Source organism: Draconibacterium orientale (assembly GCF_900111425.1).
Classification (GTDB): domain Bacteria; phylum Bacteroidota; class Bacteroidia; order Bacteroidales; family Prolixibacteraceae; genus Draconibacterium; species Draconibacterium orientale.
Genome location: NZ_FOHT01000031.1, coordinates 36982 through 60290 on the forward strand (window position 1 = coordinate 36982; position 23309 = coordinate 60290).

A 23309-nucleotide genomic window follows, 5' to 3' on the forward strand; every position below is an offset into this window, starting at 1 on the left:
GCTTAATCTCCCTTTAAGCCTAAACTTCTGCCACCGTCAACAATAAAATTCTGACCAGTTATAAACGAGGCTTCGCTTGATGCTAGAAAAGCTACCATATTTGAAATATCCTCTGGTTTGCCAAAAGAATTCATGTAGTTTTTCTTTTTTATTTGTTCCATTTGGTAGGGGGTAATCTCGTCGCGTTGAACAATGCCAGGAGAAACGCAGTTTACTGTTATCCCATATTTGCCCAGTTCCATGGCCAAAGATTTTACCGATGCATTTGTACCTCCTTTGGCTGCAGCGTATTCTGTAAAACCCGCTTTGCCATGATCTCCAATAATTGATGAGATGGTGATAATTCTTCCCTTCTTTTTGGTTTTCATGGCTTTTGCAGCTTCCTTAGAACATGCAAGCGATCCAATTAAATTGATATTAATGTTTTGTTTTATTAGATTAATATCCTGACCGGTAAGTTCATTGCTTTGCCCACGTAAACTGCCTCCTGCGCTGTTAACCAAAATATCAATTGTGCCGTGTTTTTCAATAATCTGCGCAAAGGCGGTTTCTATATTTATTAAATCAGTGACATTCAGTTTTAAAGGATAAGCTTCTCCCTGCAATTGCGTTTTTATTTCTGCAACTACCTCATTAATTTTTGATTCAGTCATACCACAAACATAAACTATGGCACCTTCTGCAGCTAGTCGGCAGCATATTGCTCTACCAATGGCTCCTGATCCTCCGGTAACAACTGCAACCTGGTGTTTAAACCTATTCTTTTCTTGCAACTCAATAAGGTATGGTTTTGTAACATTAATGGTTGGTTTGCCCGATAAATTATTTAAGGCAGTTCGCTTAATTTTATGATAGATATTTCGTAACATGTTTTAATATTGGTATTTTATTAACAAAAAGTTCAAGTACTTTCTTCTTTTCATTACGTTTTAACCCGATTGAAAAGAAACTTATACTAACACATAATACAGCCAGACAACATACTATAAAAGTATTTAATAAGTTAGGATTTAAATACAGATGAAGTAATATTGGAAGTATTGATGCTGTTACAGAAATGAAGAATGCCCGAAGAATTACATTGTAAAAAAACTCTGAGACATCTAGTTTTATTGATTTTTTTAAAAATTTTAGCCTTACATACGTTAGTACAATTGATTGTACTAATGTAACAATTAACGGCATATACGGAGGATACCCAAGTTTTAGTAATAAATAACTAATCGGAAGATTTACCAAGCCAATACTACTTAATGTTATGTGGTACGCTTTTACCTTCCCGGTGGCACTCTGAGCTGTCCAAAGCGTATTGTTTAATGAATCAATAAGTGCAGTAATTATAACTAATCGGGTAAAAATAGTGGTATACTCTGGAACCTCTTTAAGCCATAAACTTAAAATCGGTTCTGTTTCGATTAGTATGGGCAACGCAAAAGTTAAAATCAGAAAAAAGGAAAATTTTGATCCAAACATGATTAGTTTTTTCATTTCAGATAACTCGCCCTTTGCAAAATTTTTAACGATTTGCGGATTCATGGCCTGCATAAAATTTAGCACAAAACCGGTAACCACATTATTTAACTTTGTAGCCAACGCTCGCGCAGCATTTACTACAGTTCCAAAAAACAGATTTAACAGAATGTCAATCCCTTGTTTTTTTAGCATTACGGAAAAAACACTTAAGGTATTCCACCCCGAGTAGCTAAGCATTTCTTTAAAATAGATTTTGCTGTAGCATATTTTTAACGAACATTCGGCGAACTTTCTTTTTGCGTAAACTAAAAAAATTAAGGAAACAGTAATAGATAAGACTAATAACAATCCCGAATACAAAATGAGTCTGTCAGTGTGTTGGCTGTTATTAATGCCTAAAACAATTAATAGTGTCATTAATGCTTCAAAAATACTTATGTAAGCAAAAGCCGACATTTTTTCGTGAGCGATAATTGACGCATTATAAGGAATTGCAATAATTTGGAATATTAATGTTAGAATGGAAAACTGAAACACCCAATTTGCAGCATGTAGCCGATCAGCATCAATTTGTAATTTATGATTTACAAACCAAAGGCCGATTGTTTCACTTAAAGCAAGTACAACAAAAGCAATAATTATATGTAAAAATAAGCTGGTACTAAAAACGGTTTTTAATGCGTTTGATTGACCTTTTCCCATTTCGTAATTCAGAAAACGCTGGGTAGCCGATGCCATACTATTGTTTAAGAACGCGAACATTGCAACGGTACCACCCACAACATTATACAGCCCGTAATCGCTAAAGCCAAGTGCATCAAGAATTATGCGAGAGGTGATTAACGAAATCAGTAATTTAAAAATCATCCTGAAATACAGGAAGAGTGTATTTTTTGCTATGGTTTTATTATGCGCTTCCAAATTGTGCTTTTTGGGGTTAAAAATTATTCAGATATTGCTTCGCAATTCTGTACGCTTTTCGTTTTGCTCTGTCGATGGTTTTAACTTTGTTGATGCTGTTGTAGTATGATTTAACAATTTCAACATCTTCTTCTTTTTTCGTAAAAACTTCAATTAACATTGGCGTTTCCATGGTCTCATCAGTTATCTCGGCTATGGCTTTTTCAGCTTCATCTTCGTTTGTTACGCTGGTATAGGTAATACCAACTGATTCAGCCCAACCCTTTGCAGATGTATTGTGGTAAGCCGAGGTGTATTGTTCCAATTCTCTGGCCTGGCTTTTTGGAAATGGCATATGCATAACAGCACCACCTTCATTGTTTATAAGAACAATTCTTAATTTCTTTGAAATATATCGGTTCCACAACGCATTCATATCATAAAAGAATGTTAGATCGCCGGTAACGTAATAAACAATTTTATCTGAACTTGCTGCAAAACCAACTGCAGTTGACATGCATCCGTCGATACCATTAACACCACGGTTACAATAACAGCGTACTGTTTTTTTAATCTTGAATAAGTGCATCAGCCTGATCGCGTTACTGTTGGCAATTTGAAGTACTGAGTTCTCTGGCAGTTTCTTTACCAGTTTCCCCAAAACCTGTAATTGACTGTATTGAACTTCTGGTTCGGGAACCGCTTGGGCAATTACGTCCCACTGTTTAAAGTACGAGTCGCTTTCACCAGGCGTTGATGAATATTTTGTAATTTTTTCAAAGAAAAGGGTAGGAGACATTTCAAAAACGCGGGTTAAGCGTTTAAACGGATCACTAATTTCTCCACCATTATTTATTTGCCAGTTTTCTAATTTATTTTTATAGGCTCCTAAAAATCCTTTAATCTCAAGATTAAAAACAAAGTTGGCACCAATGGTAAAAACAAAATCAGGTGCAAGGTTGTCTTGATCGGGTATTGAAAGGGCACGAAGAGTTGTAAATGTATTCAGTATTGCTCGGTGGTGGGTACAATTCGAAATACTATCGGTTAGTATTACATAGTTTTGTGTTTTACTAAATTCGTCTAACGCAGCAGATAGTTTATTTGACAAAGGCTCGGACTGGCCCCACACGATCATTATTCTTTTGTTCTCTAGCATTGCTGCAGAATCTTTCCAGTCTTGTTCTGATAGCTCCGGATCGTGATGGAAAATTCTGCGAACTTTAGGTAAGGTTTTAGTTTCAAATTTAAGGTCGCGGTGTTGTTTTATCGGAATATTAATATGTGTTGGACCATTATCTTTTTTGGTTAACTTTATTAATGCTTCATTTATTAATCGATTACTATGCCAAATATCCATCGCATTATCACCCATCGATAACGTGCATTCAAAGTTTACAAAATTCTCGTAAATGTTTGTTTGCTTGATCATTTGGTCTTCTGTTTGGCCTAACAAAGCCGATAACCTGTCGATGGTGATTACAAGCAGCGGTAGTTTTTGATAATAGGCTTCACATACTGCTGAGCTGTAATTAACAGATGCTGTGCCCGATGAACAACAAATAGCAACAGGAGAATCACTTTCCTGTATTAAACCTAATGCAAAAAAAGCTGCGCTTCGTTCATCAACCACTGAGTATAGCTGAAAACTTTTATCTGCTTCTAACGAATGTGTTAATGGATAGTGGCGGCTTCCCGGAGAAATTACAACCTTGCTTATTCCATATTCTTTAAGAAGAGATATAAGATGTAGGATTTGTGTATTATTTGTGTACATGATTTAATTTTTCTGGTCAATTTAATATTTCCAATTTCAAGAATTCTTTTTAAAACAGAAGATAAAACTTACGGTTATAAAAAGTATACAGTCATTTAGATGTTGTTTATCTATCATTATACTTCAATAAAGAACGTACTGCCTTTGCCCAATTCGCTTTCTACCCAAATTGTTCCGTCATTCTTTTCAACAAAGTCTTTGCACAGGGTTAAACCCAGTCCGCTACCAGCTTCGCGGTTAGTGCCATAAGTGGTGTGATGTGTATTCGGATTTAATACCTTTGGCAGGTCTTCTTCCGAAATTCCAATGCCCGAGTCGGCAACAGAAATTATTGTTTTTCCATTTTTTTCGGTAGCCGAAACGGTTATTGTTCCTTCATCAGGAGTAAATTTTATGGCATTTGAGACCAGGTTGCGCAGTACAACTTTCATCATACTCAAATCGGCCGTTACTTTTGTCGTTTCACTAACTTCCGATTTAAAAGAAATCTTTTTTAGTTCTAAATTGCCTTTATTCAGAATATAAACACTGTTAACAACATCCGAAATTTGCAGCTCCTCTTTATTGATACTTAGGTTTCCGCTTTGCGATTTTGCCCAACCTAAAAGATTTTCGAGCAAGCCAAAAACTTCGTCGGTGGTTTTTAGCATGATGTTTATATTCTCGGCAACCGGATTGTCTTTTGTGTCGGTCATTTTCGAGAGAAATTCCAGTGTCATTTTCACACTGCTTAATGGCGATCTTAAATCGTGACCAATAACCGAGAACATTTTGTCTTTTAGTGCATTAAGTTCCGATAAATGGTGAGTGGTTTTCTCCAGCCTGTCGCGTGTTTGTTTTAATTCAAGGTGTGTTTGTACTCGACTAACCAGTTCGTCTTTATTAAAAGGTTTTGTAATGTAATCAACACCACCGGCTTTAAATCCTTTTACCAGGCTTTCGGTGTCGTTTAATGCGGTAATAAATATTACCGGAATATTTGCGTTCTCCTCCTTTTCTTTGATGATTTTGCACGCATCGTATCCATCCATTTTAGGCATCATAATATCAAGCAAAATCAAGTCGGGTCTGGTTTGTTCAACCAGTTCTATTGCTTGTTCGCCGTTGGTGGCAATAACAATTTTATACTTTAAGGTACGCAGTATAAGCGCAACAATTTTAATGTTATTAGGGTTATCGTCAACAATTAATATGGTAGGAGTTTCTTCCTGTAGATTTAAGTGCATAATTTATCTTTCTAAAAAAAACAGATGAAACTTGCATGTAAAGGGTGTTTTCATACAAGTTTCATCTGTCAAATCATTATTCGTGAACAACGTTGTTTACACGTCGCCGTCTTTCAGTAATTGGTCGAAATAAGCAATGGTTTTTGTTAAACCCTCGCGTAACGGAACTTGTGGTTCCCAGCCGTTTAATTGCTCTTTTGCCAAAGTAATATCGGGTTGTCGTTGTGTCGGATCATCTTTAGGTAAAGGCAGATGAATGATTTTTGATTTTGATCCGGTAATATCAATAATCTCGCTGGCAAGTTCAAGCATGGTAAACTCTCCGGGATTACCAATGTTAATTGGGCCGGTAAAACTATCTTCAGTATTCATCATTCTAATCATTCCTTCTACCAGATCGCTAACGTATTGGAAACTTCGGGTTTGCTGACCGTCACCAAAAATCGTGATATCCTGGTTTTGAAGTGCCTGCATAATAAAGTTTGAAACAACACGACCGTCATCCGGTTCCATTTTTGGTCCGTAGGTATTAAAAATTCGGATGATCTTTATGAGTACATCGTTTTGAACGTTATAGTTTATAAATAACGATTCAGCACAACGTTTTCCTTCGTCGTAACACGAGCGAATACCAATTGGGTTTACATTTCCCCAATATTCTTCGGGTTGTGGATGAACATCCGGATCTCCGTATACTTCGCTGGTTGATGCCTGAAGTATTTTTGCTTTTATTCGTTTGGCTAATCCCAACATATTTACCGCGCCCATAACCGAAGTTTTTATGGTTTTTATGGGGTTGTATTGGTAATGCACAGGTGACGCCGGACACGCCAGGTTGTAAATTTCGTCCACTTCAATATAGAACGGTTGAGTTACATCGTGACGTATTAATTCGAAATACGGATTATCCAATAGGTGTATAATCTTTTGCTTTTTGCCTGTAAAATAATTGTCAAGACAAATAACCTCGTTGCCTTCGTTTAACAACCTTTCACACAGATGAGAGCCCACAAAACCGGCCCCTCCGGTTACTAAAATTCTTTTCATTTCGGTAAGTTTTGTTTGTTAAAAAAGGTTCAGGTTAGTTCTTACTGCGACCAATGGCATAATATTCAAAACCGAGTTCTTCCAATTCTTCCGGATCGTAGATATTACGGCCGTCAAAAATTATTTTGTTATTCAGTAATTTTTCAAGCACACGGAAATTTGGCAATCTAAACTCCGACCATTCGGTAACCAGAATTAGCGCATCAGCATCAATAAGTGCTTCATATTCGTCTTTTGCATACGAAATTTTATCGCCTAAAATTCTATTGGCTTCTTCCATTGCTACGGGGTCGTAAGCAACAACCGATGCACCGGCATTTAGCAATCGTTCAATAATTACTAATGAAGGAGCTTCGCGCATATCATCGGTTTTTGGTTTAAAAGCCAATCCCCACATGGCAAACTTTTTGCCTTTCAGATCGCCATTAAAACGTTTGTTTAATTTGGTAAAAAGTACCTCTTTTTGGCGATAGTTAACCGACTCTACAGCTTTTAATATCTCGAGCGAATAGTTGTGTTCGTCGGCAGTGCGAATAAGTGCCTGAACGTCTTTTGGGAAACATGACCCGCCATATCCGGTTCCCGGATATATGAATTTATTTCCGATTCGTGCATCGGAACCAATACCTTTTCGCACATTATCAACATCGGCACCAACAATCTCACAAAGGTTTGCAATGTCGTTAATAAAACTAATTTTTGTTGCCAGCATCGAGTTGGCAGCATATTTAGTCATTTCCGACGAGGTAATGTCCATAAATAAAATTGGATGGCCGTTGAGCAAGAAAGGTTTGTACAATCGTTTCATAACCTTTTGGGCTTGTTTCGATTCTGTACCAATTACGATTCTGTCTGGTTTCAGAAAATCAGCAACGGCACTACCTTCTTTCAAAAACTCAGGATTCGAAGCTACATCAAACGGAATGTTTTCACCTCGTTTTTCCAATTCTTCCGAAATGGCTTGTTTTACTTTCATTGATGTACCTACCGGAACCGTACTTTTGGTTACCACCACCAGGTAGTGATCCATGCTTTTACCAATTTCGCGGGCTACACCCAACACATATTTTAAGTCTGCACTTCCGTCTTCGTCAGGCGGTGTACCTACTGCAATAAATACCGAATCGGCATCTTTTATACTCTCTGCAAGGTTTGTTGTAAACTCTAAACGACCTTTTTCTACGTTCTTTTTGTAAATGTCTTCCAATCCGGGTTCATAGATTGGAATAATTCCATTGTTTAGGTTGTCAATTTTTTTCTGGTCAATGTCAACACATGCTACGTTAACTCCGGTTTCGGCAAAACATGTTCCCGATACCAATCCAACATAACCTGTCCCTACTACTGATATTTTCATACTTGATTCTTTAAGATTTAGAAAATTACTTTTTTAATAAACTTTAATTTAATGGTTTGTCTGTACCGTGTTCTCAGGAGATTTAATGGATGCCTGAAAACTGAAATTAAATATATACAAATAATATGTAAGGCATTATTCCTGTTCTGTTTTTTTCCCTTTTTTAGCATAAAATCATCCAACCAAAAATTTTCTAACAAATTCAGTAAGCAAAAGCCTTACGTTTCTTGGGGAATTTTACTTAATTTATGTAAGAATTTAGTACACGCCGGATTTGGTTTAAGCAAAAATTTTAAATTTATCAGACTTCTGTTGATATACTAAAAGCAGGTAATTGTAACGAAATAGACAGGCAAGATGAAAGGATTGGTTTTTAGGGAATTTTTGGAGATGGTGGAAAAAGAATACGGTTACGAAACTGTTGATACCATTATCGAAAAATCGAAAGTACCTAGCGAAGGTATATACACTTCGGTTGGCACCTATCATCATTCAGAAATGTTTGCATTGATTACCGAGTTAAGTAAACTAACCAAGCTGAATACCGATAAGTTATTATTCGCTTTTGGAGCGTATGTTTTTGACGTATTCGTAAAGGCTTATCCGGTATTTTTCGAGAACAAAACCAGCTCGTTTCAGCTACTTGCCGATGTTGAAGGAACTATTCATGTTGAGGTGTTAAAGTTGTATCCTGAAGCAGAGTTACCTACTTTTAGCATTGAAGAACAAAGAGAAGACAAGATGGTAATGATTTACCGCTCGCAACGTAAAATGGCCGATTTTGCCGAAGGTTTGATACAAGGATGCGCCAAACATTTTAACGAGAATATTACCATTAGCAGAGAATATATTGAAGAGGATGGAACAGTGGTTTTATTTAGAATAACAAAATAGAATGAGTAAAGAACTTGAACTTCTGAAACGCAAATTACAACGAGAAACTGCTGCCAGAAAGGAAGCAGAACAACTTCTCGAGAAAAAGGCACTTGAACTTTATCATTCAAATGAACAGCTTAAGGATTTAAATTCGAATCTTGAATCGTTGGTTGAAAAGCGAACCCTTAAACTAAAAGAATCGGAGCTGGAATATCAAACTATGGTCGAGAGTATCAACGATATGATCTTTCGCCTTGATTTGAAAGGCAATATAAAATTTACTAACCAGATTGTAAACAAGATTATTGGAACAGAAGATCAGAACCTGATCGGAAAAAATATTCTGGAATTTTTACCCGCTGAAGAACAGAAGAAAACATTTATACATTTTGCAAAAAGTTTTATAAAACGTAAGTGTCTAAATTATCACGATGTCTCGGTACTTTCGGCCCGTGGAACAAAAATATGGTTACGACTTAACGTACAATTTGCCAGCGAAAACTGTCAGTTTTGCCCCATAAAACAGCAGGCACTTGCCGAGCCGGGATTCGAACTGGAATCGGAAAAAAAGTGCAGGTTTACCGAAATTATAGTTGTTGCCCACGACATAACACACCAAAAACTGGGACAAGACAAGTTAGAGAAAAGCGAAAAACGTTACCGGGAACTCACCGAAGCCTTGCCCGAAATGATTTGCGAACTGGACAAAAACGGTGTTATAACTTATGCCAACCAGTTTGCCATTGAAAAATTTGGTTACACAAAGGAAGAGGTATTTAACAACAACTTTAATATTCTTAAAATATTTCCGTCGGAACATCGTAAAAAGGTGCGCGAAAATATTCGAAAGATTTATGAAGGCGGAGAGTCTACTACCTCAGAATATGTAGTAGAACGAAAGAATGGAGAACCTATTTCCGTGATTGTGAATACAACGCCGGTTTATGAACAAGGAGAGGTAGTTGGGCTGCGCGGAGTAATGTTTGATATTAGCATAAGGAAAAAGCACGAACTGGAGATTGCCCACAACCTGGAACAACAGGTTTTGCTCTCGCAAATATCAGTAAGTTATAACACATTAACCGATTTTGAGAAAAAAACCGATGATGCATTAAAGCTAATTGGCCAACACCTTGATGTAAGTCGTGTTTATATTTTTGAAGACAGTGCTACTGATTTAACTACCAGTAACACATACGAATGGTGTAACACCGGAATTGAACCACAGATGGATGAATTGCAAGAGTTACCATACAGCGTAATACCATCCTGGGAAAAATTACTGGATGAAAAAGGAATGGTTTTTTCGGAGAATATTACTGATTTGCCGCAGGACTTAATTGATATTCTCGAACCTCAGGAAATTAAATCGATTTTGGTATTACCGTTAATTGGTCGGAATAAACGAATTGGGTTTATCGGCTTTGATGAATGTGCGAAAAAACGTAAATGGCGACAATCAGAGATCGAATTACTTCGTACCATCTCTAACCTGCTATCTCATAATTTTATTCGTCAGCGGGTACAGAATGAGTTGATTGAGAGTGAAAAAGAAAATCGGATAATAATTGAATCCATTCCCGATGTAATTCTGCATGTTAACAACAAAGGGGAAATTCTGGCCTTAAAATCGGCGGCTCATTCCAATTTATCAAACCTGATAAAAAATAAAGATAGTAAGACGATTGAGTTGGCTTTCAATAAAAAACTTTCAGGTTTATTTCACGATGCCATTAATGAGTGCCTCAAAAACAATGAACACCAGGTTGAATTTGCAAACCTGAATTGGGATGAAAAAGAACATTACGAGGCGCGCCTGGTAAAGCTTAACGATACTGAGGTTTTAATGATCATCAGGGATGTTAGTATTATTAAGCAAAACGAAAAAGAGCTGGAAGAGGCGAAAAACCTGGCAGAAGAGGCATCGGTTCTTAAATCGGAGTTTTTGGCCAATGTGTCGCACGAAATACGCACACCATTAAATGCCATTTTAGGATTCAGCCAATGGTTGTACGAAAACACAAACACCAACCTGCACAAAGGTTATTTGTCATCGATAATAAATAGTGGTAGACATTTATTAAATGTCATTAATGATATTCTTGACTTGTCAAAAATCGAATCGGGGAAAATAGATGTTGAATACAGCCCGATGAAATATACCGAAATTGTTACCGACATTAAAATGGCTTTTGAAAGTGAGGTGGTTAAAAAAGGCCTCAATTTTAAAGTTACCACCGAAAGTTCGGTGCCGGAATATATTTTAATGGACGAACTTCGTTTGTACCAGGTAATTTTCAATTTGGTGTCGAATGCAGTTAAATTTACCGATAAAGGCTATATACACATCTTTGCTTTTGCCTCTGAAACCGAAAAGGAAGACGAGGTTGATTTAATGATAACTGTTGAAGACACCGGAATTGGAATTGATGAAGAAAAGCAACAGAAAATTTTTACATCCTTTGCACAGCTTGATGGGCAAAGTACCCGGAAATACGAAGGAACAGGTTTAGGACTGGCTATTGTTGATGGTTTAATAAAACGCTTAGGAGGAACAATTTCGCTAAAAAGCCAGAAGGGAAAAGGAACAACTATTACCGTAACATTAAACGGGGTAAAAATAGATCACTTTAGTAGTGCAAACAAACATTTGCACCAGGAGACCGAAAATATGAATGCCAAACTGGGGCCGTGTACAATTATGGTTGTTGACGATATTGGCTATAATATTGAGGTTATAAAGGCACTTATAAATTCGAAGGATGTCGAATATGTTGAGGCTTTTGATGGATCGGAGGCGCTGGCAAAATTAAATACGGTAAAACCGGATTTAATTTTTATGGATATTAGAATGCCCGGAATTGATGGTTTTGAGGTTACCCGAATGATTAAGAATGATAACAGTTTAAAAGATATTCCTATTGTTGCTTTCTCGGCTTCAACGCTAAAATCGAGAAATGATTTAATTGAATTATTCTTTGATGATTTTCTGCAAAAACCGGTATTTAAAAAGGATTTGGAAGCGCTGCTATTGAAGTTCTTACCCGATAAATTTGAATATCAAACAAAAAGCGTTGAAAATAATGAAGAAGATAATGAAGAGTTCTCTGCAGATTGTTTAAAACGATTACCCGAAACAATTGAGGCGCTGGAAACGGACTTTATGCCGATTTGGCAAAAACTAAAAGGCAGCTTGGTTATTTACGAAATAGAAGAGTTTAAAAACAAGTTGAAAGAACTGGCACAGTTAAAAATGTGTGCTCCGTTATCGCGCTATTGCACCGAGCTTGACTTGGGTTTACAATCGTTTGATATTGAGTTGATCGACCGTAAGCTTTCGGGATTTCCTGATTTGATCGATTATCTCAAACAAATTACGAAGTAAAACCCAATATAAAATCAAGAGTTTTCGAGTGGCTGAGTTGGTAGTGTAAACCAGACAGTAGTACCTTGGCTCGGTGTGCTTTCTAAACCAATTTCTCCCTTATTTATTTTTACAAATTCTTTGCATAAAACAAGTCCCAAACCATGACCTTGCTCGTTGGCCGTACCGGTTGATGTTGTTTTCGAATCGATTGAAAACAGCTGGTTTAATTTATCCGCTTCAATTCCAATTCCGGTGTCTTTTACAGAAATCTTAACTTCATCGTTAGTTTTTTCTGCTGCAATGGTTATTTGTCCGCCTTTCGGTGTAAACTTTATTGCATTCGAAACCAGGTTGCGAAGTATTAAAAGAACCATATTCCTGTCGCCGTAAACTTCAACATCTTCTTTTAATGCGGATGAAATTTTAATTTCTTTGGCTTGTGCAATATTGGTGTGATTTCTGTTTATCTCGTCAAAAATACAGCCTAGCATTAATTTCTCGGGCGAAAATTTAATTGCTCCGGTTTGTGATCGTGCCCATTTTAACAAATTCTCAAGAAGATCTAAAGTATTTGCCGAGGTGGTTTGAATATCGTTTAGCAATTCCTCTTTTTCCTCGTTGGTAAGAAAATCGCCTCCTTCCTGAATAAGCTGAACAAAATTGGTAATTATGCCAAAAGCCCCACGCAAATCGTGCGACATAATGGAGAAGAACTTATTCTTTGAATGTACCTCTTCGCTTAACGTTTGCTGTGTTTGGCGTAGCGTGAGGTGCGTTTTTACGCGGGCAGCCAACTCTTTTCCGATAAAAGGTTTGGTAACGTAATCAACAGCGCCAAGCTTAAAGCCTTCAACAATATCCTCAGTCTCGGTTTTGGCTGATAGAAATATTACCGGAATATCTTTAGTTGCTTCGTTACTTTTTAATCTTCTGCAGGTTTCGTGCCCATCCATTATTGGCATCATTACATCCAGCAGAATTAAATCGGGTTTTACTTTTTCGACGGTATCCAGGGCTTGCTGGCCGTTCATAGCAACCGCCAACTCACATTTAAATTTTGCCAGTAAGGTTCCCAGTACCTGAATGTTTTTAGGCACATCATCTACAATAAGTATTACCGGTTTCTTATTTTGCATCATTGTATGTTCCAGATTCTTTATTTTTTGCATTAAACATTTGCCATATATTTTCAAAATCTTTAATGGTAACTGGCAAGTGTTCCATGTCTAAATTTACAATTTGTTTTTGAATTTTTAACCCCCAGCCAATTAATTGTTTGGCATTATATTCTTCACCTTGATTAACGCAATTTTTAGCAAAATCATTTATCTCGCCCAATATAAATGTATCCTTTACTGTTGCCCACTGCTTGTAGAGCTGATTATTCAGGATATCTAAAAATTCTTCCGAGTAGGTGGTTATATTTTCATCGGTTTGATTGGGCTGAGTTGATGGCATTACTACATTGTCTTTGTCTTTTTCGCTGCTATTATGCTTAAGTACTTTTGCAAGTTCGGCTATAATTTTTTTTCGTGTAAATGGTTTTTGAAGGTAACCATCAAAACTGGATTTCCGTATTTCTTCAATTTCTTCTTTTAATGCCGATGCAGTAAATGCAATGATGGGAATATGTTTAAATTCTTTATTACTTTTTAAAATTTCGGTGGCTGCAAACCCATCCATTACCGGCATTTTTATGTCCATTAAAATAACATCGGGCATTATTTCTTTTACTGCATCCAGTGCTTCTTTTCCGTTTCGGGCACAGTTTACTCGAAAGTCAAAACCTTTGAGGAACGTTTTTACCAGTTTACGGTTTGTCGAAATATCATCAACAAGCAATATTGTTGCAGGCTCAAACTGAAACGAATTATTTACCGGTTTATGTTCTTCTTTTGCATGATCAATATTTCCAATTTCAACATCGTTCAACACAACATGAAAAATACTTCCTTTATCAGCCTCACTTTCAACCCATATTTTCCCGTTCATCATATCAACCAGGCGCTTGGTAATGGTTAAACCAAGACCGGTTCCGCCGTATTTGTTAATATTCTGATTTTTTTGCTGTTCAAAAGCGCCAAATATCAACTGCTGCTGGTTTTTGTCGATACCAATTCCGGTATCCTGCACCATAAAATGTAGATTTTGTTTCTCTTGATTATCGGTATTGTTTTCCTGATTTACTTTTAGCTTTACAAATCCGCTCTCAGTGAATTTTATGGCATTTCCAACGAGGTTTATCAGAATTTGCCGCAAGCGCACATCGTCAATAATTATTGCCGAAGGAACGGCTTCCTGAACTTCGATTATAAATTCAATTTGCTTTTCATCGGCTTTGTGTTTGAAAATTTGGGCTACCTCGTTTAGTAACGATTGAAGTTTGACAGCATGGTAGTTTAGTTCCGTTTTACCGGCTTCAATTTTTGATAAATCGAGAATGTCGTTAATAATGCTGAGCAGGGCAGAGCCGCTTGAAGAAATGGCCGAGGCATATTGTTTTAAAGCATCGTCTTCAATTTTTGATTCTATAATTTCGGCAAAACCAAGAATGGCATTCATCGGCGTCCTGATTTCGTGACTCATATTTGCCAAAAACTCACTTTTTGCACGGTTGGCCTGAATGGCTTCCTGTTTGGCTTTTTCGATGGCAATGGCTTTGTCTTCCAGTTCGCGGTTAAGAGCAACAACACCTTTGTTTGTTTCCTCCAGTTCCTGGTTCATGGTTTCAATTTCGTCGTTACGTTCCTGCAGTTTTCGCAACAGAAAAACCAGTTCGTTGTTTTGAGAATTAATGGTGTCGACCATGCTCGAATCGCCATTTTCTATCGTTTTCTCAAAAGCCTCTTTTATTTTTTCTATTCGTTTGCCTTCAATTTGTCGCGAAAATTTTGGAAGCCATTTTGCGGTTGTAATTATGGTTCCGGTTTCGGGGCCGGTTTTAATATCAAACTCATCCATTAAACGCTGCGAGCCGCTTAAACCCACGCCCATACCGGTTTTCGATTGAAAATTTCCCGATTGAATGAGGTTCAGATCATTTATTCCTTTCCCTTTATCTTTAAAAACAATAACGATACCTGTGCTTTGGCTTTTGCGTTCAGCAAGCATAAATTCAATCGTTCCTTGTCCGGCATGCTCTATAATGTTTCGGCTAAGTTCTGATACGGCCGTACCAATTCTAATGCAAGTGGTTTTATCGAATTTGGTTTCTTGTGCCAAAAGCGATGCCAGATTTCTTGCCCGAACAACGTCAGACTCGAACTGAACCACAAGCGTACCCACGTTATGTATCGTAGCGGATGATAAGAATGGTAGCGTCGTCATTGTTTCGTGCGTAATTCGTTATTAAATTTTCGGCTATGCTTTGCGGATGATCTTTCCAGTTAAAGTCTTCGTGTCGCCAACGCGAAGTAATTCCGTCGGATGACAGGCAGATATAATCGCCGGGCTCAAAACTATACTCAAACACACGAGGTGTTCGCATATTGTGCCCAATTATTCCACCGTATGATAACAGGTTCTTTTTTACGTTTGAGCTAACGATAAAACTTTCGATATTTCCTATTCCACTAAATTGTAATTTGTTTTTCTCGGTATCGATTGACACAATTGAAGCAACTAAACCTCGTGTTCCGCGTGTTCCGGCATTCATGTGTTGCAATAAAAGGTCAACCGGTTGGTTCGCTTTCAGAATAATTTGCTCCCGAGCCAGTTGCGAAGCTAAATGCGCTTCTTTGCCATGCCCCAAACCATCCATCACGGCAGCAATCGTTTTAGTTGGAGAAATATGATTGATCACATAACAGTCGCCATTTAGATTTTCTCCGGGTTTACCACGCGATGCAGCACCAATACTTATCGATCGGTTTGTGCCAATCCATTTTTTATTGGGTACCCATTTTAGGGTTCTTATGCATGTTTTATAGGTTTCGAGTCCGTGAAGCGCATTGTCGTTTACAAAAGGAGTGTGTTCCGGGTTAATCTCAAACACATCGGAAAAACGACGAATGGAGCCCAATCCAATACCTAACGAGATTTTATTTGAAAAACCGTCTTTTATCGCTTTTTCAATGTCGGGTATTCCGGGGCCGGAGTCGCAACACCAAACTTCAATTGCTTTTTGTCCTTCATCGGTTTTTAATTCGCAAACCAAAATCTTGCCTTTTCTTCCGCCGTGTTTTAAAACGTTGGTAACAAGTTCGGTTACCATAATTGCAATTTCGCCGGTTTTAACATCGTCAAAACCAAGTTGTTTTGCCAGACTCACCGATTTGCGTCGGCTAATACCAATGTCTGATTCATGCTCAATTTGCAATGTTAGTATTTGTTCGCGAACTATCTCCATTTCATAACCCTTACAATAGTGCCTTTATCTTTTTCCGATTGGATTTCAAAACGATCTACTAAGCGTTTGGTTCCGGGAAGTCCGTATCCCATTCCCATTCCGGAAGTATAGCCGTCGCTCATTGCCAGTTCAAGATCTTCAATTCCCGGACCCTGATCGATACAGGTAACAATCAGCGCATTTTTTCCGTCAATGTTTCCCCGCTCAATTAAAACATCACCTCCTTCGGCGTAATTAAACATATTCCGAAATAGTTCGGAAACAGCTGTCGTAATGCGTGTTTGTTCAACAATTCCCATGCGCGCTTCTTTGGCATGGTGACGAACAAGTTGCCTGATTTTTACAATGTCGTGTTCTGTAACGATTGGATATTTGCCGAGTTGTTCCCAATTATTGTCGAAACTAATTTCGTTCATGGGCATCGCCTTTTATAAAGTGTTATAATTTGAGAGGCGTTCTTCCAGCATTTCTATGCCCTTTTCCATATTTAGTGCTGTGTCAACACCGGGCATTTCTAATCCAAGCTCTACTAAGGTTATTGCCACTGAAGGTTGCATACCTACTATAACTACGGCCGCATCCATAATGGCGGCCATTGATGCCATTCCTGATAGCATGCGCCCAATAAATGAATCGACCATTTCAAGTACTGAAATATCGATAAGTACTCCTTTGGCACCAGTCTTTTCAATCTCTTCAAGAATTTGCGATTGCAACTGAATGGCCAGTTTGTCGTGCATATCTACCTGGATAGAAACGATCAGGAAATCGCGTATTTTAATTATGGGTATTTTCTTTTCGTGTAAATCAATGTTCATACCTATTCTGTTTCTTCGGTTTCAGACAAATGATCTGATTTTATTTTGCCATGGGTAAGTTGGTTGTTTTTTCGCATGGCATAAATCATTGCATCTTGTAGTGTTGCTTTGGTTTTTATAACCGAAAGGTCAATTCCGAGGTGAACAATTGTTTGTGCAATTGCCGGGCTAATTCCTGAAATTATACAATCGGCACCCAGTAGTCGGGCAGAAGTTACAGTTTTTAGTAAGTGATTGGCAACCTGTGTATCAACGGTTGGAACACCGGTAATATCAAGTATTGACATAGTACAGCCGGTATCAACGATTTTTTGCAACAGATTTTCCATCATTATTTGTGCACGCTGGCTGTCAAGTGTCCCAATTACCGGAAGAATAAGAATGTTATCCCAAACTTTTGATACTGGGCTCGAAAGTTCCAGTAAGTCGTCTTGCTGGCGTATAATTGTTTTTTGCTGATCTTCAATTTTTGAAAGCTTTTCTTCTAGCTCTTCGCGCATTTTTTTGCTTTGCTTTAACTCGTAGGTTAAATCTTCAATTAAAATATTAATTGCTTCTTCTACTCCGGTTAAATCATCTTCAATCTCTGCTTCAATTCTAACATCCAGATCTCCGGCAGCAACCGATGATAATACATCTTCAATGTGCTCAATTCTTTCTTTAGCTTTTTCGAATACTATTTTTTCTGACATAACTTATCGTTTACTCATTAACCAATTTACTCCTTCGTCAACTGTTTTAAAAAAATCGCCCTTAATTTTTAGTGCCCCGGTTTTCAACATTACTTTTGCAATCATTCGGTTGGCGGCGCTACCTCCGATAAAGGCAACATGCGATATTTCAAACTCTTTCAAAAGTTGGTTGGATTGTTCACGGGTTTCGCGATTTTCAACTTTAGCTGTTTTGCTGATATGAATACACATTTGACGATACGGTATATCATCAAAAAGTTCATTCATCTTGCTTCTGATGTCCGGGATGTCGGTTGTTAGGTAATCGCGTGTAAATTGCAAGTGTATAACTTTAGTATCTTTGTCATACCATAGATTGTGTTCCATTATTTGCTTTTTTAGGTTTGTAAACTTGGCGTAAAAATATAGTATTTATGCTGAACATAGCGGTGAATTGCTGCCTTAGAATGCTGTTTTTGCAGGTTTAAAAACCTTAAAAGGTATGGGGTAAAAGATGATTGATTATGGGAAAAATGCCTATCCGCTCTAAGGATATGAACTTTTGATTATGATCGATGTTAAATTAGTAACTTTGAAAAAAATCAACTGACAGACGTGAAATACCTGATTTCCTTAATAGTAACATGTTCTGTTTTTATGTTTCAGTTTTCTGAACTTTTGATTTTATTCTCCTTTAAAATCAATCAGGATTATATTGCCAAGAATTTGTGTATTGAAAAGGACATTGAGGGATCAACGTGTAAAGGTTGTTGCCAGTTAGAAAAACGAATGCACGAACAGGATGAGCAGAAAAAGGAACTTCCTCCGCAGCAAACCGAGAAGCAAAATATTGATTTTTGTGTTCCACTCTCAGGAATTAATTTTGCATTGTGTACTATAAAAGAAAACTTAGCAGGTAAAGTTGCTACCCAATATTCATTTCAAAATCTTTTTAAGGTCTTTCATCCTCCGGCTGGTATATGTTAAAATTTGCCCCCTTTAACTTATTCAAAAAACATTACTAAATCATTTTTGGAATGAGAAAGATCTTTTACAATTCCGGAATAAGAATGGCGTATGTATTGGTATTGCTAGTAGTGGTACATACGGCTTATTCACAGGAAAAAATAATTAAAATAGCAGACAAAAAAACAGAATTGGGAATTGCTGATGTACATTATCAATACGATAATATTCGGGGATTTTCGGATAAAGAAGGAAACATTGTTTTGTCTTTTACCGAAGGAGCACAATTGTTTTTATCGCACCTGCAATATGGTAAAGTTGCATTTAGTGCCAATGAAGTTGAAACTTTTGTTGAGAAGGGAGTTCTTGAACTTCAGCAGTCGTCAACCTATTTGCCGGCAACCGTAGTTTTGGTGCATCCAACGGCCGGCGACAAACGAAAGATGAAATTTACCGTACAGAACAAACTGGCGCATGATGCAGGAAATTTGTTGGAGTCAGTTCCGTCAATATCTACAATCAGGAAAAGCGGTGCTTATGGTTTCGACCCGGTTCTTCGCGGATTTAAATACGACCAGATTAACCTGGTTTTAGACGGAAGTCAGACGGCTTCGGCAGCTTGCCCAAACCGAATGGACCCGGCTGCCAGTCAAATTCCCATTAACATGGTCACTGAGGCAGAAGTGTTAAAAGGACCGCATAGTCTGCGTTACGGAAATGCTTTTGGAGGAACTATAAATTTTAAAAGTTCCGCACCTGATTTCAAAGAGAAATCAACGCCTGTTGGCCGATTAGGAACCAGTTACGAGAGTAATGGGAATATCTTCAGAACAGAAGGAGTGGCAGGAGTTTCCGGTTCAAAAGTCGACTTTCGGATGTTTGGTGCCTATTCAACCGGCGATGATTATACCGATGGCGATGGAATGGATATTGCAGCACGTTTTAACCGCCTGAACTGGGGCGGAAAAGTGGGCGTAAAAATCAGTCAAACACAAAATGTTGGCGTGCTGGTATCAAACAATATTGCCAAAGATGTTGATTTCCCTGCCTTACCAATGGATTTACGCGAAGACAATACCTGGTTGGTAAACGCCAGTCATTCGGCCGTGTTTTACGACAAAGCGCTTAGCTCGTGGAATACCAGTGTGTACGGAACCATGGTTGATCACCTGATGGATAATTACGATAAAGTACTTGATCCGCGCATGGTGGATGCGATTACCGATGCCGAAACGCGGAATTACGGTGGAAGAACAGAACTGCGTTTCGATTTTAACAAAAGCTACCTGTATGCCGGTGCCGATTATCGTTTTGAATCGGCCGACGGATATCGCGAGCGTACCATGTTAATGGGGCCAATGGCTGGCAAAGTATTAAGCGATAATGTATGGCAGGATGCAGAAATTAAACGCACCGGATTGTTTGGTGAATGGCATATTGCACAACCGGGATTTCAGTTTGTGGTTTCGGGGCGCTTAACTATCAATTCTTCCAAAGCCAATAATCCTGATCCGCGTTTTGAGGAAATTTATTCCGGATTGAAATCTTCTCAGGTGCATCCGTCGCTTAGTGTTGGCGGAACACGTTTGTTCAACGAAAATATTTCGCTGGGCTTATGGGCAGGCATGGCCACACGCAGTCCGGGAATTGCCGAGCGTTACATCAATCAGTTTCCGATTGGGCTCGATCCGTATGAAATGTTGGGGAATCCTGATCTTGATCCGGAAATTAATAATCAGCTCGATCTGGTTTTTCGCTATCAAACGGTAAAAACAAATATTAATATAAACGTGTTTACCTCGGTTTTGCGCGATTATATTTCATCCGAAATTCGTGAGGATTTGCAGCCGGCAATGAATACTTCTCCTGGTGTACGACAGTTTGTAAACATTAAAAAGGCATTGATGACCGGTTTTGAAGCCAACTGGACACAGCAATATAATACTTTCTTAAGTCACGATTTAGGATTGGTATATACGCACGGCCAAAATCAGCAATTGGATGAACCGCTGCCCGAGATTCCTCCGATGGAGTTTCATTATCACCTGATGGGAAATTTTGTAGAAGGAAAAGTAAAACCTGAAATCAAGTTCCGACACGCCATGAAACAGGATCGGATTGCAACATCGTACGGCGAGAATGAAACACCAGCTTTTAGCGTTGTTGATGCAAAAGTTTCGTGGATGATGAGCAGAGTTTTTAATGCTACCGCTGGTGTTCAGAACTTGTTTGATGAAGCATATTACGAACACCTGGCGCGGTCGGTTCGGGGCGCTGGTGCACGACCAATATATTCGCCCGGGCGGAGTTTTTACGTAACACTCACCATTAGCTTCTTATAACTTATTGTAAGAAGCAGACGAAAAGGGGCTGTCCATAAAGAAAAATTATTTTAGAAGAAACTTACAATTTATAATCAACTTTTATTTTACCCCTCCAAACCTCCCCTGAAGCGGGAGGCTTAAAGTCCCCTACAGGGGATTTTGGGGTGAAAAACCTGGTGGTTACTTACAAATTGCAAGATCAATCTAACACAAAACAACTTTTGGGACAGCCTCTTTCTATTCAAACTAATAATTTAAAGTTATTCGCCGGGATTATAACTCGAATTGTGTTATAATTTTCTTCACTTATTTCCGATGCAAAAAATCAATTTCAGAACTCTTTTTTTGCCTTGTATGTTAACAGATGTTAAAAAACAGAGCATGTTTTTACATTGTGTTTCGTATCACTTAACCATAAATTTTTAAGCTATACCTTTGAATTTTGAATTTCGGTGAGCGCATTCCCCGATGGCTTTGCCTCGGGGTAAGCGAACAAAACAATAAAAAAGTCCTTAACGGAATCGGATTCCTCGTCAGCTTTGCTGCGAGGAGTTTCAATTAGACTGGTTTTAAATACTGCGGTTGAGTTATTAATTTTTAATTTTAGCTCACCGTAAAAATAAATTATGATTTTTAGTTCTTCATTTGAAAATATTTACCTGCTTTTGCCTTTAATTGGGTTTGTTATTGGCCTTTTTGGTACCATGCTCGGTGGAGGTGGAGGCTTTTTCTTTTTGCCCGTGCTTACCTTAATTATTGGTGTGCCGGCGCATACTGCTGTTGCCACTTCGCTGGCAGCAACACTGCCAATTGGTTTGGTAGGCTCGTGGGGGCACTACCGAAAAGGGAATATCGATACCAATACGGGGGCCTTGTTTGGTATTGCCGGAATTGTTGGAGCTTTACTTGGAGCACGTATAACAAATTTGATTTCGGAGCCGCAGTTGAAAATACTTTTTGGAGTGTATTCCATTCTGATAGCCATAAACATGCTGGTTGCCGGTGTGCGCAAATACAAGGAAGTTGAAGCCCAAAAAAGTAAAGCGAAGCTGAAAGCGGTTCGAATTGGGAAAGGCTCGTTTTTTGGTTTAACGGCCGGATTAATTGCCGGAACATTCGGAACCAGCGGAACAGCTCCGATTATTGCCGGATTGTTTTCGATGCGATTACCTGTAAAATTAGTGGTTGGCACATCGTTACTGGTGGTTTTGGTTAACACCGTTTTTGCAGTTGGCGCGCACTTTTTAATGGGAAGTATCGATCTTACACTAATAGCATTTCTAACATCAGGTTCGGTAATTGGTGCGTTTTTGGGGCCACGGCTGTTCTCGAAATCGAAGATCGGAAAATCGGAGAAAAAGGTGAAGTACGTGTATGCTGCTGTGGTTGCCGCAATTGGTATATTAATGATTGTAAACAGATAATATGATTTTAACTATATACATATTCATTTTGTCGTATTTCGTGCTTGGCGCAGTAGGATTCTTTTTCATTAACCGGAAAAAGGAAAAAGCTGTGGCCCGAAAAAGCTGGACAAAATTCATTAGCTATTTTATTATAATCCACATTCTGTTTTTCAGCATCACAATAAAGCCGGTATTTTTCCAGGTTTTAGTTGGAATAATATTACTGGCCGGTGCGTTCGAACTTTTAAGGTTATATAAAAAGGCAAATTATCAGCAATCGGGCTTTGTAATCGTTTCCCTGTTAATTTATGCCGTTTTGGGGGCAGGTTTGTGGTTGTTTGGGGCTATGGATAATAAACTGGTGCTTTTTGCATTTCTGATCTTATCGATTTTTGATGCGTTTAGCCAAATCTCGGGGCAGTTATGGGGAAAAACCAAAATTGCACCTGAAATCAGTCCGAATAAAACCATTGGAGGTACAGTTGGTGGTGCTTTGTTTGCTTTCGCAAGCGGCTTTTTTCTAAACGGATTATACAACAACAAATGGTATGTGGTGGCTGGGCTCACATTGGGAATAATTGTTTTTGCCTTTTTAGGCGACATTGCAGCATCGTTATACAAACGGAAATTCGGGGTGAAAGATTATAGCAATTTAATACCGGGGCACGGCGGATTTCTTGACCGCTTTGATAGTTTAATTGCCGGAGGCGCCTGGGTAACATTTTTTTTTCTAATGATTGGTTCTTAACTTGA

At 38.3% G+C, this 23309-nt stretch carries 19 protein-coding genes; 6 read left to right on the plus strand and 13 right to left on the minus strand.

Annotation, left to right across the window (positions count from 1 at the left end; translation table 11 throughout):
- Positions 1 to 2 precede the first annotated feature (2 nt).
- The 6 genes from BMW53_RS15735 to BMW53_RS15760 all read right to left on the minus strand — a co-directional run bounded on the left by BMW53_RS15735 (position 3) and on the right by BMW53_RS15760 (position 7780).
- A complete protein-coding gene (locus BMW53_RS15735; protein ID WP_051568083.1) occupies positions 3 to 869 on the minus strand; it encodes an SDR family NAD(P)-dependent oxidoreductase in 867 nt (288 codons plus the stop codon).
- Entirely contained in the window at positions 847 to 2211 is a 1365-nt protein-coding gene (locus BMW53_RS15740) for an MATE family efflux transporter (RefSeq protein WP_175463513.1), read from the minus strand. Before BMW53_RS15740 ends, BMW53_RS15735 begins: the two co-directional genes overlap by 23 nt.
- Before the next feature lie 199 nt (positions 2212 to 2410).
- Positions 2411 to 4150, minus strand: a complete 1740-nt coding sequence (menD, locus tag BMW53_RS15745; RefSeq protein WP_038562808.1) for a 2-succinyl-5-enolpyruvyl-6-hydroxy-3-cyclohexene-1-carboxylic-acid synthase — start codon at positions 4148 to 4150, stop codon at positions 2411 to 2413.
- Positions 4151 to 4266: 116 nt separating this feature from the next.
- Positions 4267 to 5376 (minus strand): hybrid sensor histidine kinase/response regulator, encoded by a 1110-nt coding sequence (locus tag BMW53_RS15750; RefSeq protein WP_038562805.1) that lies wholly within the window; start codon positions 5374 to 5376, stop codon positions 4267 to 4269.
- Between the two features lie 96 nt (positions 5377 to 5472).
- Positions 5473 to 6423, minus strand: coding sequence for a UDP-glucuronic acid decarboxylase family protein (locus BMW53_RS15755; RefSeq protein ID WP_038562802.1), 951 nt, complete (start codon positions 6421 to 6423; stop codon positions 5473 to 5475).
- A gap of 34 nt (positions 6424 to 6457) precedes the next feature.
- Positions 6458 to 7780, minus strand: a complete 1323-nt coding sequence (locus BMW53_RS15760; protein ID WP_038562799.1) for a UDP-glucose dehydrogenase family protein — start codon at positions 7778 to 7780, stop codon at positions 6458 to 6460.
- Between the two features lie 357 nt (positions 7781 to 8137).
- On the opposite strand from BMW53_RS15760, the gene BMW53_RS15765 reads away from it, so the two are divergent.
- Positions 8138 to 8674 (plus strand): heme NO-binding domain-containing protein, encoded by a 537-nt coding sequence (locus tag BMW53_RS15765; RefSeq protein WP_038562796.1) that lies wholly within the window; start codon positions 8138 to 8140, stop codon positions 8672 to 8674.
- 1 nt (position 8675) lies between these two features.
- A complete protein-coding gene (locus BMW53_RS15770) occupies positions 8676 to 12041 on the plus strand; it encodes a PAS domain S-box protein (RefSeq protein ID WP_038562793.1) in 3366 nt (1121 codons plus the stop codon).
- 14 nt (positions 12042 to 12055) lie between these two features.
- Here the strand turns inward: BMW53_RS15770 and BMW53_RS15775 are convergent, their stop codons facing one another.
- From BMW53_RS15775 to BMW53_RS15805, 7 genes are read right to left on the minus strand one after another with little or no spacing between them, the layout of a single operon-like run.
- Positions 12056 to 13162 carry a hybrid sensor histidine kinase/response regulator gene (locus tag BMW53_RS15775; protein WP_038565596.1) on the minus strand — a complete coding sequence of 369 codons (1107 nt, stop codon included), beginning with the start codon at positions 13160 to 13162 and terminating at the stop codon, positions 12056 to 12058.
- Positions 13149 to 15350, minus strand: a complete 2202-nt coding sequence (locus BMW53_RS15780; RefSeq protein WP_081804918.1) for an ATP-binding protein — start codon at positions 15348 to 15350, stop codon at positions 13149 to 13151. Before BMW53_RS15780 ends, BMW53_RS15775 begins: the two co-directional genes overlap by 14 nt.
- Positions 15310 to 16371, minus strand: coding sequence for an ATP-binding SpoIIE family protein phosphatase (locus BMW53_RS15785; RefSeq protein WP_038562791.1), 1062 nt, complete (start codon positions 16369 to 16371; stop codon positions 15310 to 15312). The genes BMW53_RS15780 and BMW53_RS15785 overlap by 41 nt, the downstream gene beginning before the upstream one ends.
- The gene (locus BMW53_RS15790) at positions 16362 to 16787 is read right to left on the minus strand and encodes an anti-sigma regulatory factor (RefSeq protein ID WP_051568079.1); all 426 of its coding nucleotides are present in this window, start codon (positions 16785 to 16787) and stop codon (positions 16362 to 16364) included. Before BMW53_RS15790 ends, BMW53_RS15785 begins: the two co-directional genes overlap by 10 nt.
- 12 nt (positions 16788 to 16799) lie before the next feature.
- Positions 16800 to 17189 (minus strand): STAS domain-containing protein, encoded by a 390-nt coding sequence (locus BMW53_RS15795; protein WP_038562788.1) that lies wholly within the window; start codon positions 17187 to 17189, stop codon positions 16800 to 16802.
- Between the two features lie 2 nt (positions 17190 to 17191).
- Positions 17192 to 17881, minus strand: a complete 690-nt coding sequence (locus tag BMW53_RS20670; protein ID WP_081804917.1) for an STAS domain-containing protein — start codon at positions 17879 to 17881, stop codon at positions 17192 to 17194.
- A 3-nt stretch (positions 17882 to 17884) separates the two neighbouring features.
- Positions 17885 to 18247 (minus strand): hypothetical protein, encoded by a 363-nt coding sequence (locus BMW53_RS15805; protein WP_038562785.1) that lies wholly within the window; start codon positions 18245 to 18247, stop codon positions 17885 to 17887.
- 228 nt (positions 18248 to 18475) lie between these two features.
- Between BMW53_RS15805 and BMW53_RS15810 the strand changes: the two genes are divergently transcribed.
- The 4 genes from BMW53_RS15810 to BMW53_RS15825 all read left to right on the plus strand — a co-directional run bounded on the left by BMW53_RS15810 (position 18476) and on the right by BMW53_RS15825 (position 23304).
- Positions 18476 to 18847 carry a hypothetical protein gene (locus BMW53_RS15810; RefSeq protein ID WP_139178205.1) on the plus strand — a complete coding sequence of 124 codons (372 nt, stop codon included), beginning with the start codon at positions 18476 to 18478 and terminating at the stop codon, positions 18845 to 18847.
- A gap of 50 nt (positions 18848 to 18897) precedes the next feature.
- Entirely contained in the window at positions 18898 to 21168 is a 2271-nt protein-coding gene (locus BMW53_RS15815) for a TonB-dependent receptor domain-containing protein (RefSeq protein ID WP_038562777.1), read from the plus strand.
- A 608-nt stretch (positions 21169 to 21776) separates the two neighbouring features.
- Positions 21777 to 22574 carry a sulfite exporter TauE/SafE family protein gene (locus BMW53_RS15820; protein ID WP_038562773.1) on the plus strand — a complete coding sequence of 266 codons (798 nt, stop codon included), beginning with the start codon at positions 21777 to 21779 and terminating at the stop codon, positions 22572 to 22574.
- A 1-nt stretch (position 22575) separates the two neighbouring features.
- Positions 22576 to 23304 carry a phosphatidate cytidylyltransferase gene (locus BMW53_RS15825; protein WP_074780955.1) on the plus strand — a complete coding sequence of 243 codons (729 nt, stop codon included), beginning with the start codon at positions 22576 to 22578 and terminating at the stop codon, positions 23302 to 23304.
- Positions 23305 to 23309: the final 5 nt, after the last annotated feature.

What these genes read in the sequence shown, in the direction of transcription:
- BMW53_RS15735 (WP_051568083.1), bottom strand. Translation starts at nt 869, where the DNA reads ATGTTACGAAATATCTATCATAAAATTAAGCGAACTGCCTTAAATAAT.
- BMW53_RS15740 (WP_175463513.1), bottom strand. Translation starts at nt 2,211, where the DNA reads ATGGCATCGGCTACCCAGCGTTTTCTGAATTACGAAATGGGAAAAGGT.
- menD (WP_038562808.1), bottom strand. Translation starts at nt 4,150, where the DNA reads ATGTACACAAATAATACACAAATCCTACATCTTATATCTCTTCTTAAA.
- BMW53_RS15750 (WP_038562805.1), bottom strand. Translation starts at nt 5,376, where the DNA reads ATGCACTTAAATCTACAGGAAGAAACTCCTACCATATTAATTGTTGAC.
- BMW53_RS15755 (WP_038562802.1), bottom strand. Translation starts at nt 6,423, where the DNA reads ATGAAAAGAATTTTAGTAACCGGAGGGGCCGGTTTTGTGGGCTCTCAT.
- BMW53_RS15760 (WP_038562799.1), bottom strand. Translation starts at nt 7,780, where the DNA reads ATGAAAATATCAGTAGTAGGGACAGGTTATGTTGGATTGGTATCGGGA.
- BMW53_RS15765 (WP_038562796.1), top strand. Translation starts at nt 8,138, where the DNA reads ATGAAAGGATTGGTTTTTAGGGAATTTTTGGAGATGGTGGAAAAAGAA.
- BMW53_RS15770 (WP_038562793.1), top strand. Translation starts at nt 8,676, where the DNA reads ATGAGTAAAGAACTTGAACTTCTGAAACGCAAATTACAACGAGAAACT.
- BMW53_RS15775 (WP_038565596.1), bottom strand. Translation starts at nt 13,162, where the DNA reads ATGATGCAAAATAAGAAACCGGTAATACTTATTGTAGATGATGTGCCT.
- BMW53_RS15780 (WP_081804918.1), bottom strand. Translation starts at nt 15,350, where the DNA reads ATGACGACGCTACCATTCTTATCATCCGCTACGATACATAACGTGGGT.
- BMW53_RS15785 (WP_038562791.1), bottom strand. Translation starts at nt 16,371, where the DNA reads ATGGAGATAGTTCGCGAACAAATACTAACATTGCAAATTGAGCATGAA.
- BMW53_RS15790 (WP_051568079.1), bottom strand. Translation starts at nt 16,787, where the DNA reads ATGAACGAAATTAGTTTCGACAATAATTGGGAACAACTCGGCAAATAT.
- BMW53_RS15795 (WP_038562788.1), bottom strand. Translation starts at nt 17,189, where the DNA reads ATGAACATTGATTTACACGAAAAGAAAATACCCATAATTAAAATACGC.
- BMW53_RS20670 (WP_081804917.1), bottom strand. Translation starts at nt 17,881, where the DNA reads ATGTCAGAAAAAATAGTATTCGAAAAAGCTAAAGAAAGAATTGAGCAC.
- BMW53_RS15805 (WP_038562785.1), bottom strand. Translation starts at nt 18,247, where the DNA reads ATGGAACACAATCTATGGTATGACAAAGATACTAAAGTTATACACTTG.
- BMW53_RS15815 (WP_038562777.1), top strand. Translation starts at nt 18,898, where the DNA reads ATGAGAAAGATCTTTTACAATTCCGGAATAAGAATGGCGTATGTATTG.
- BMW53_RS15820 (WP_038562773.1), top strand. Translation starts at nt 21,777, where the DNA reads ATGATTTTTAGTTCTTCATTTGAAAATATTTACCTGCTTTTGCCTTTA.
- BMW53_RS15825 (WP_074780955.1), top strand. Translation starts at nt 22,576, where the DNA reads ATGATTTTAACTATATACATATTCATTTTGTCGTATTTCGTGCTTGGC.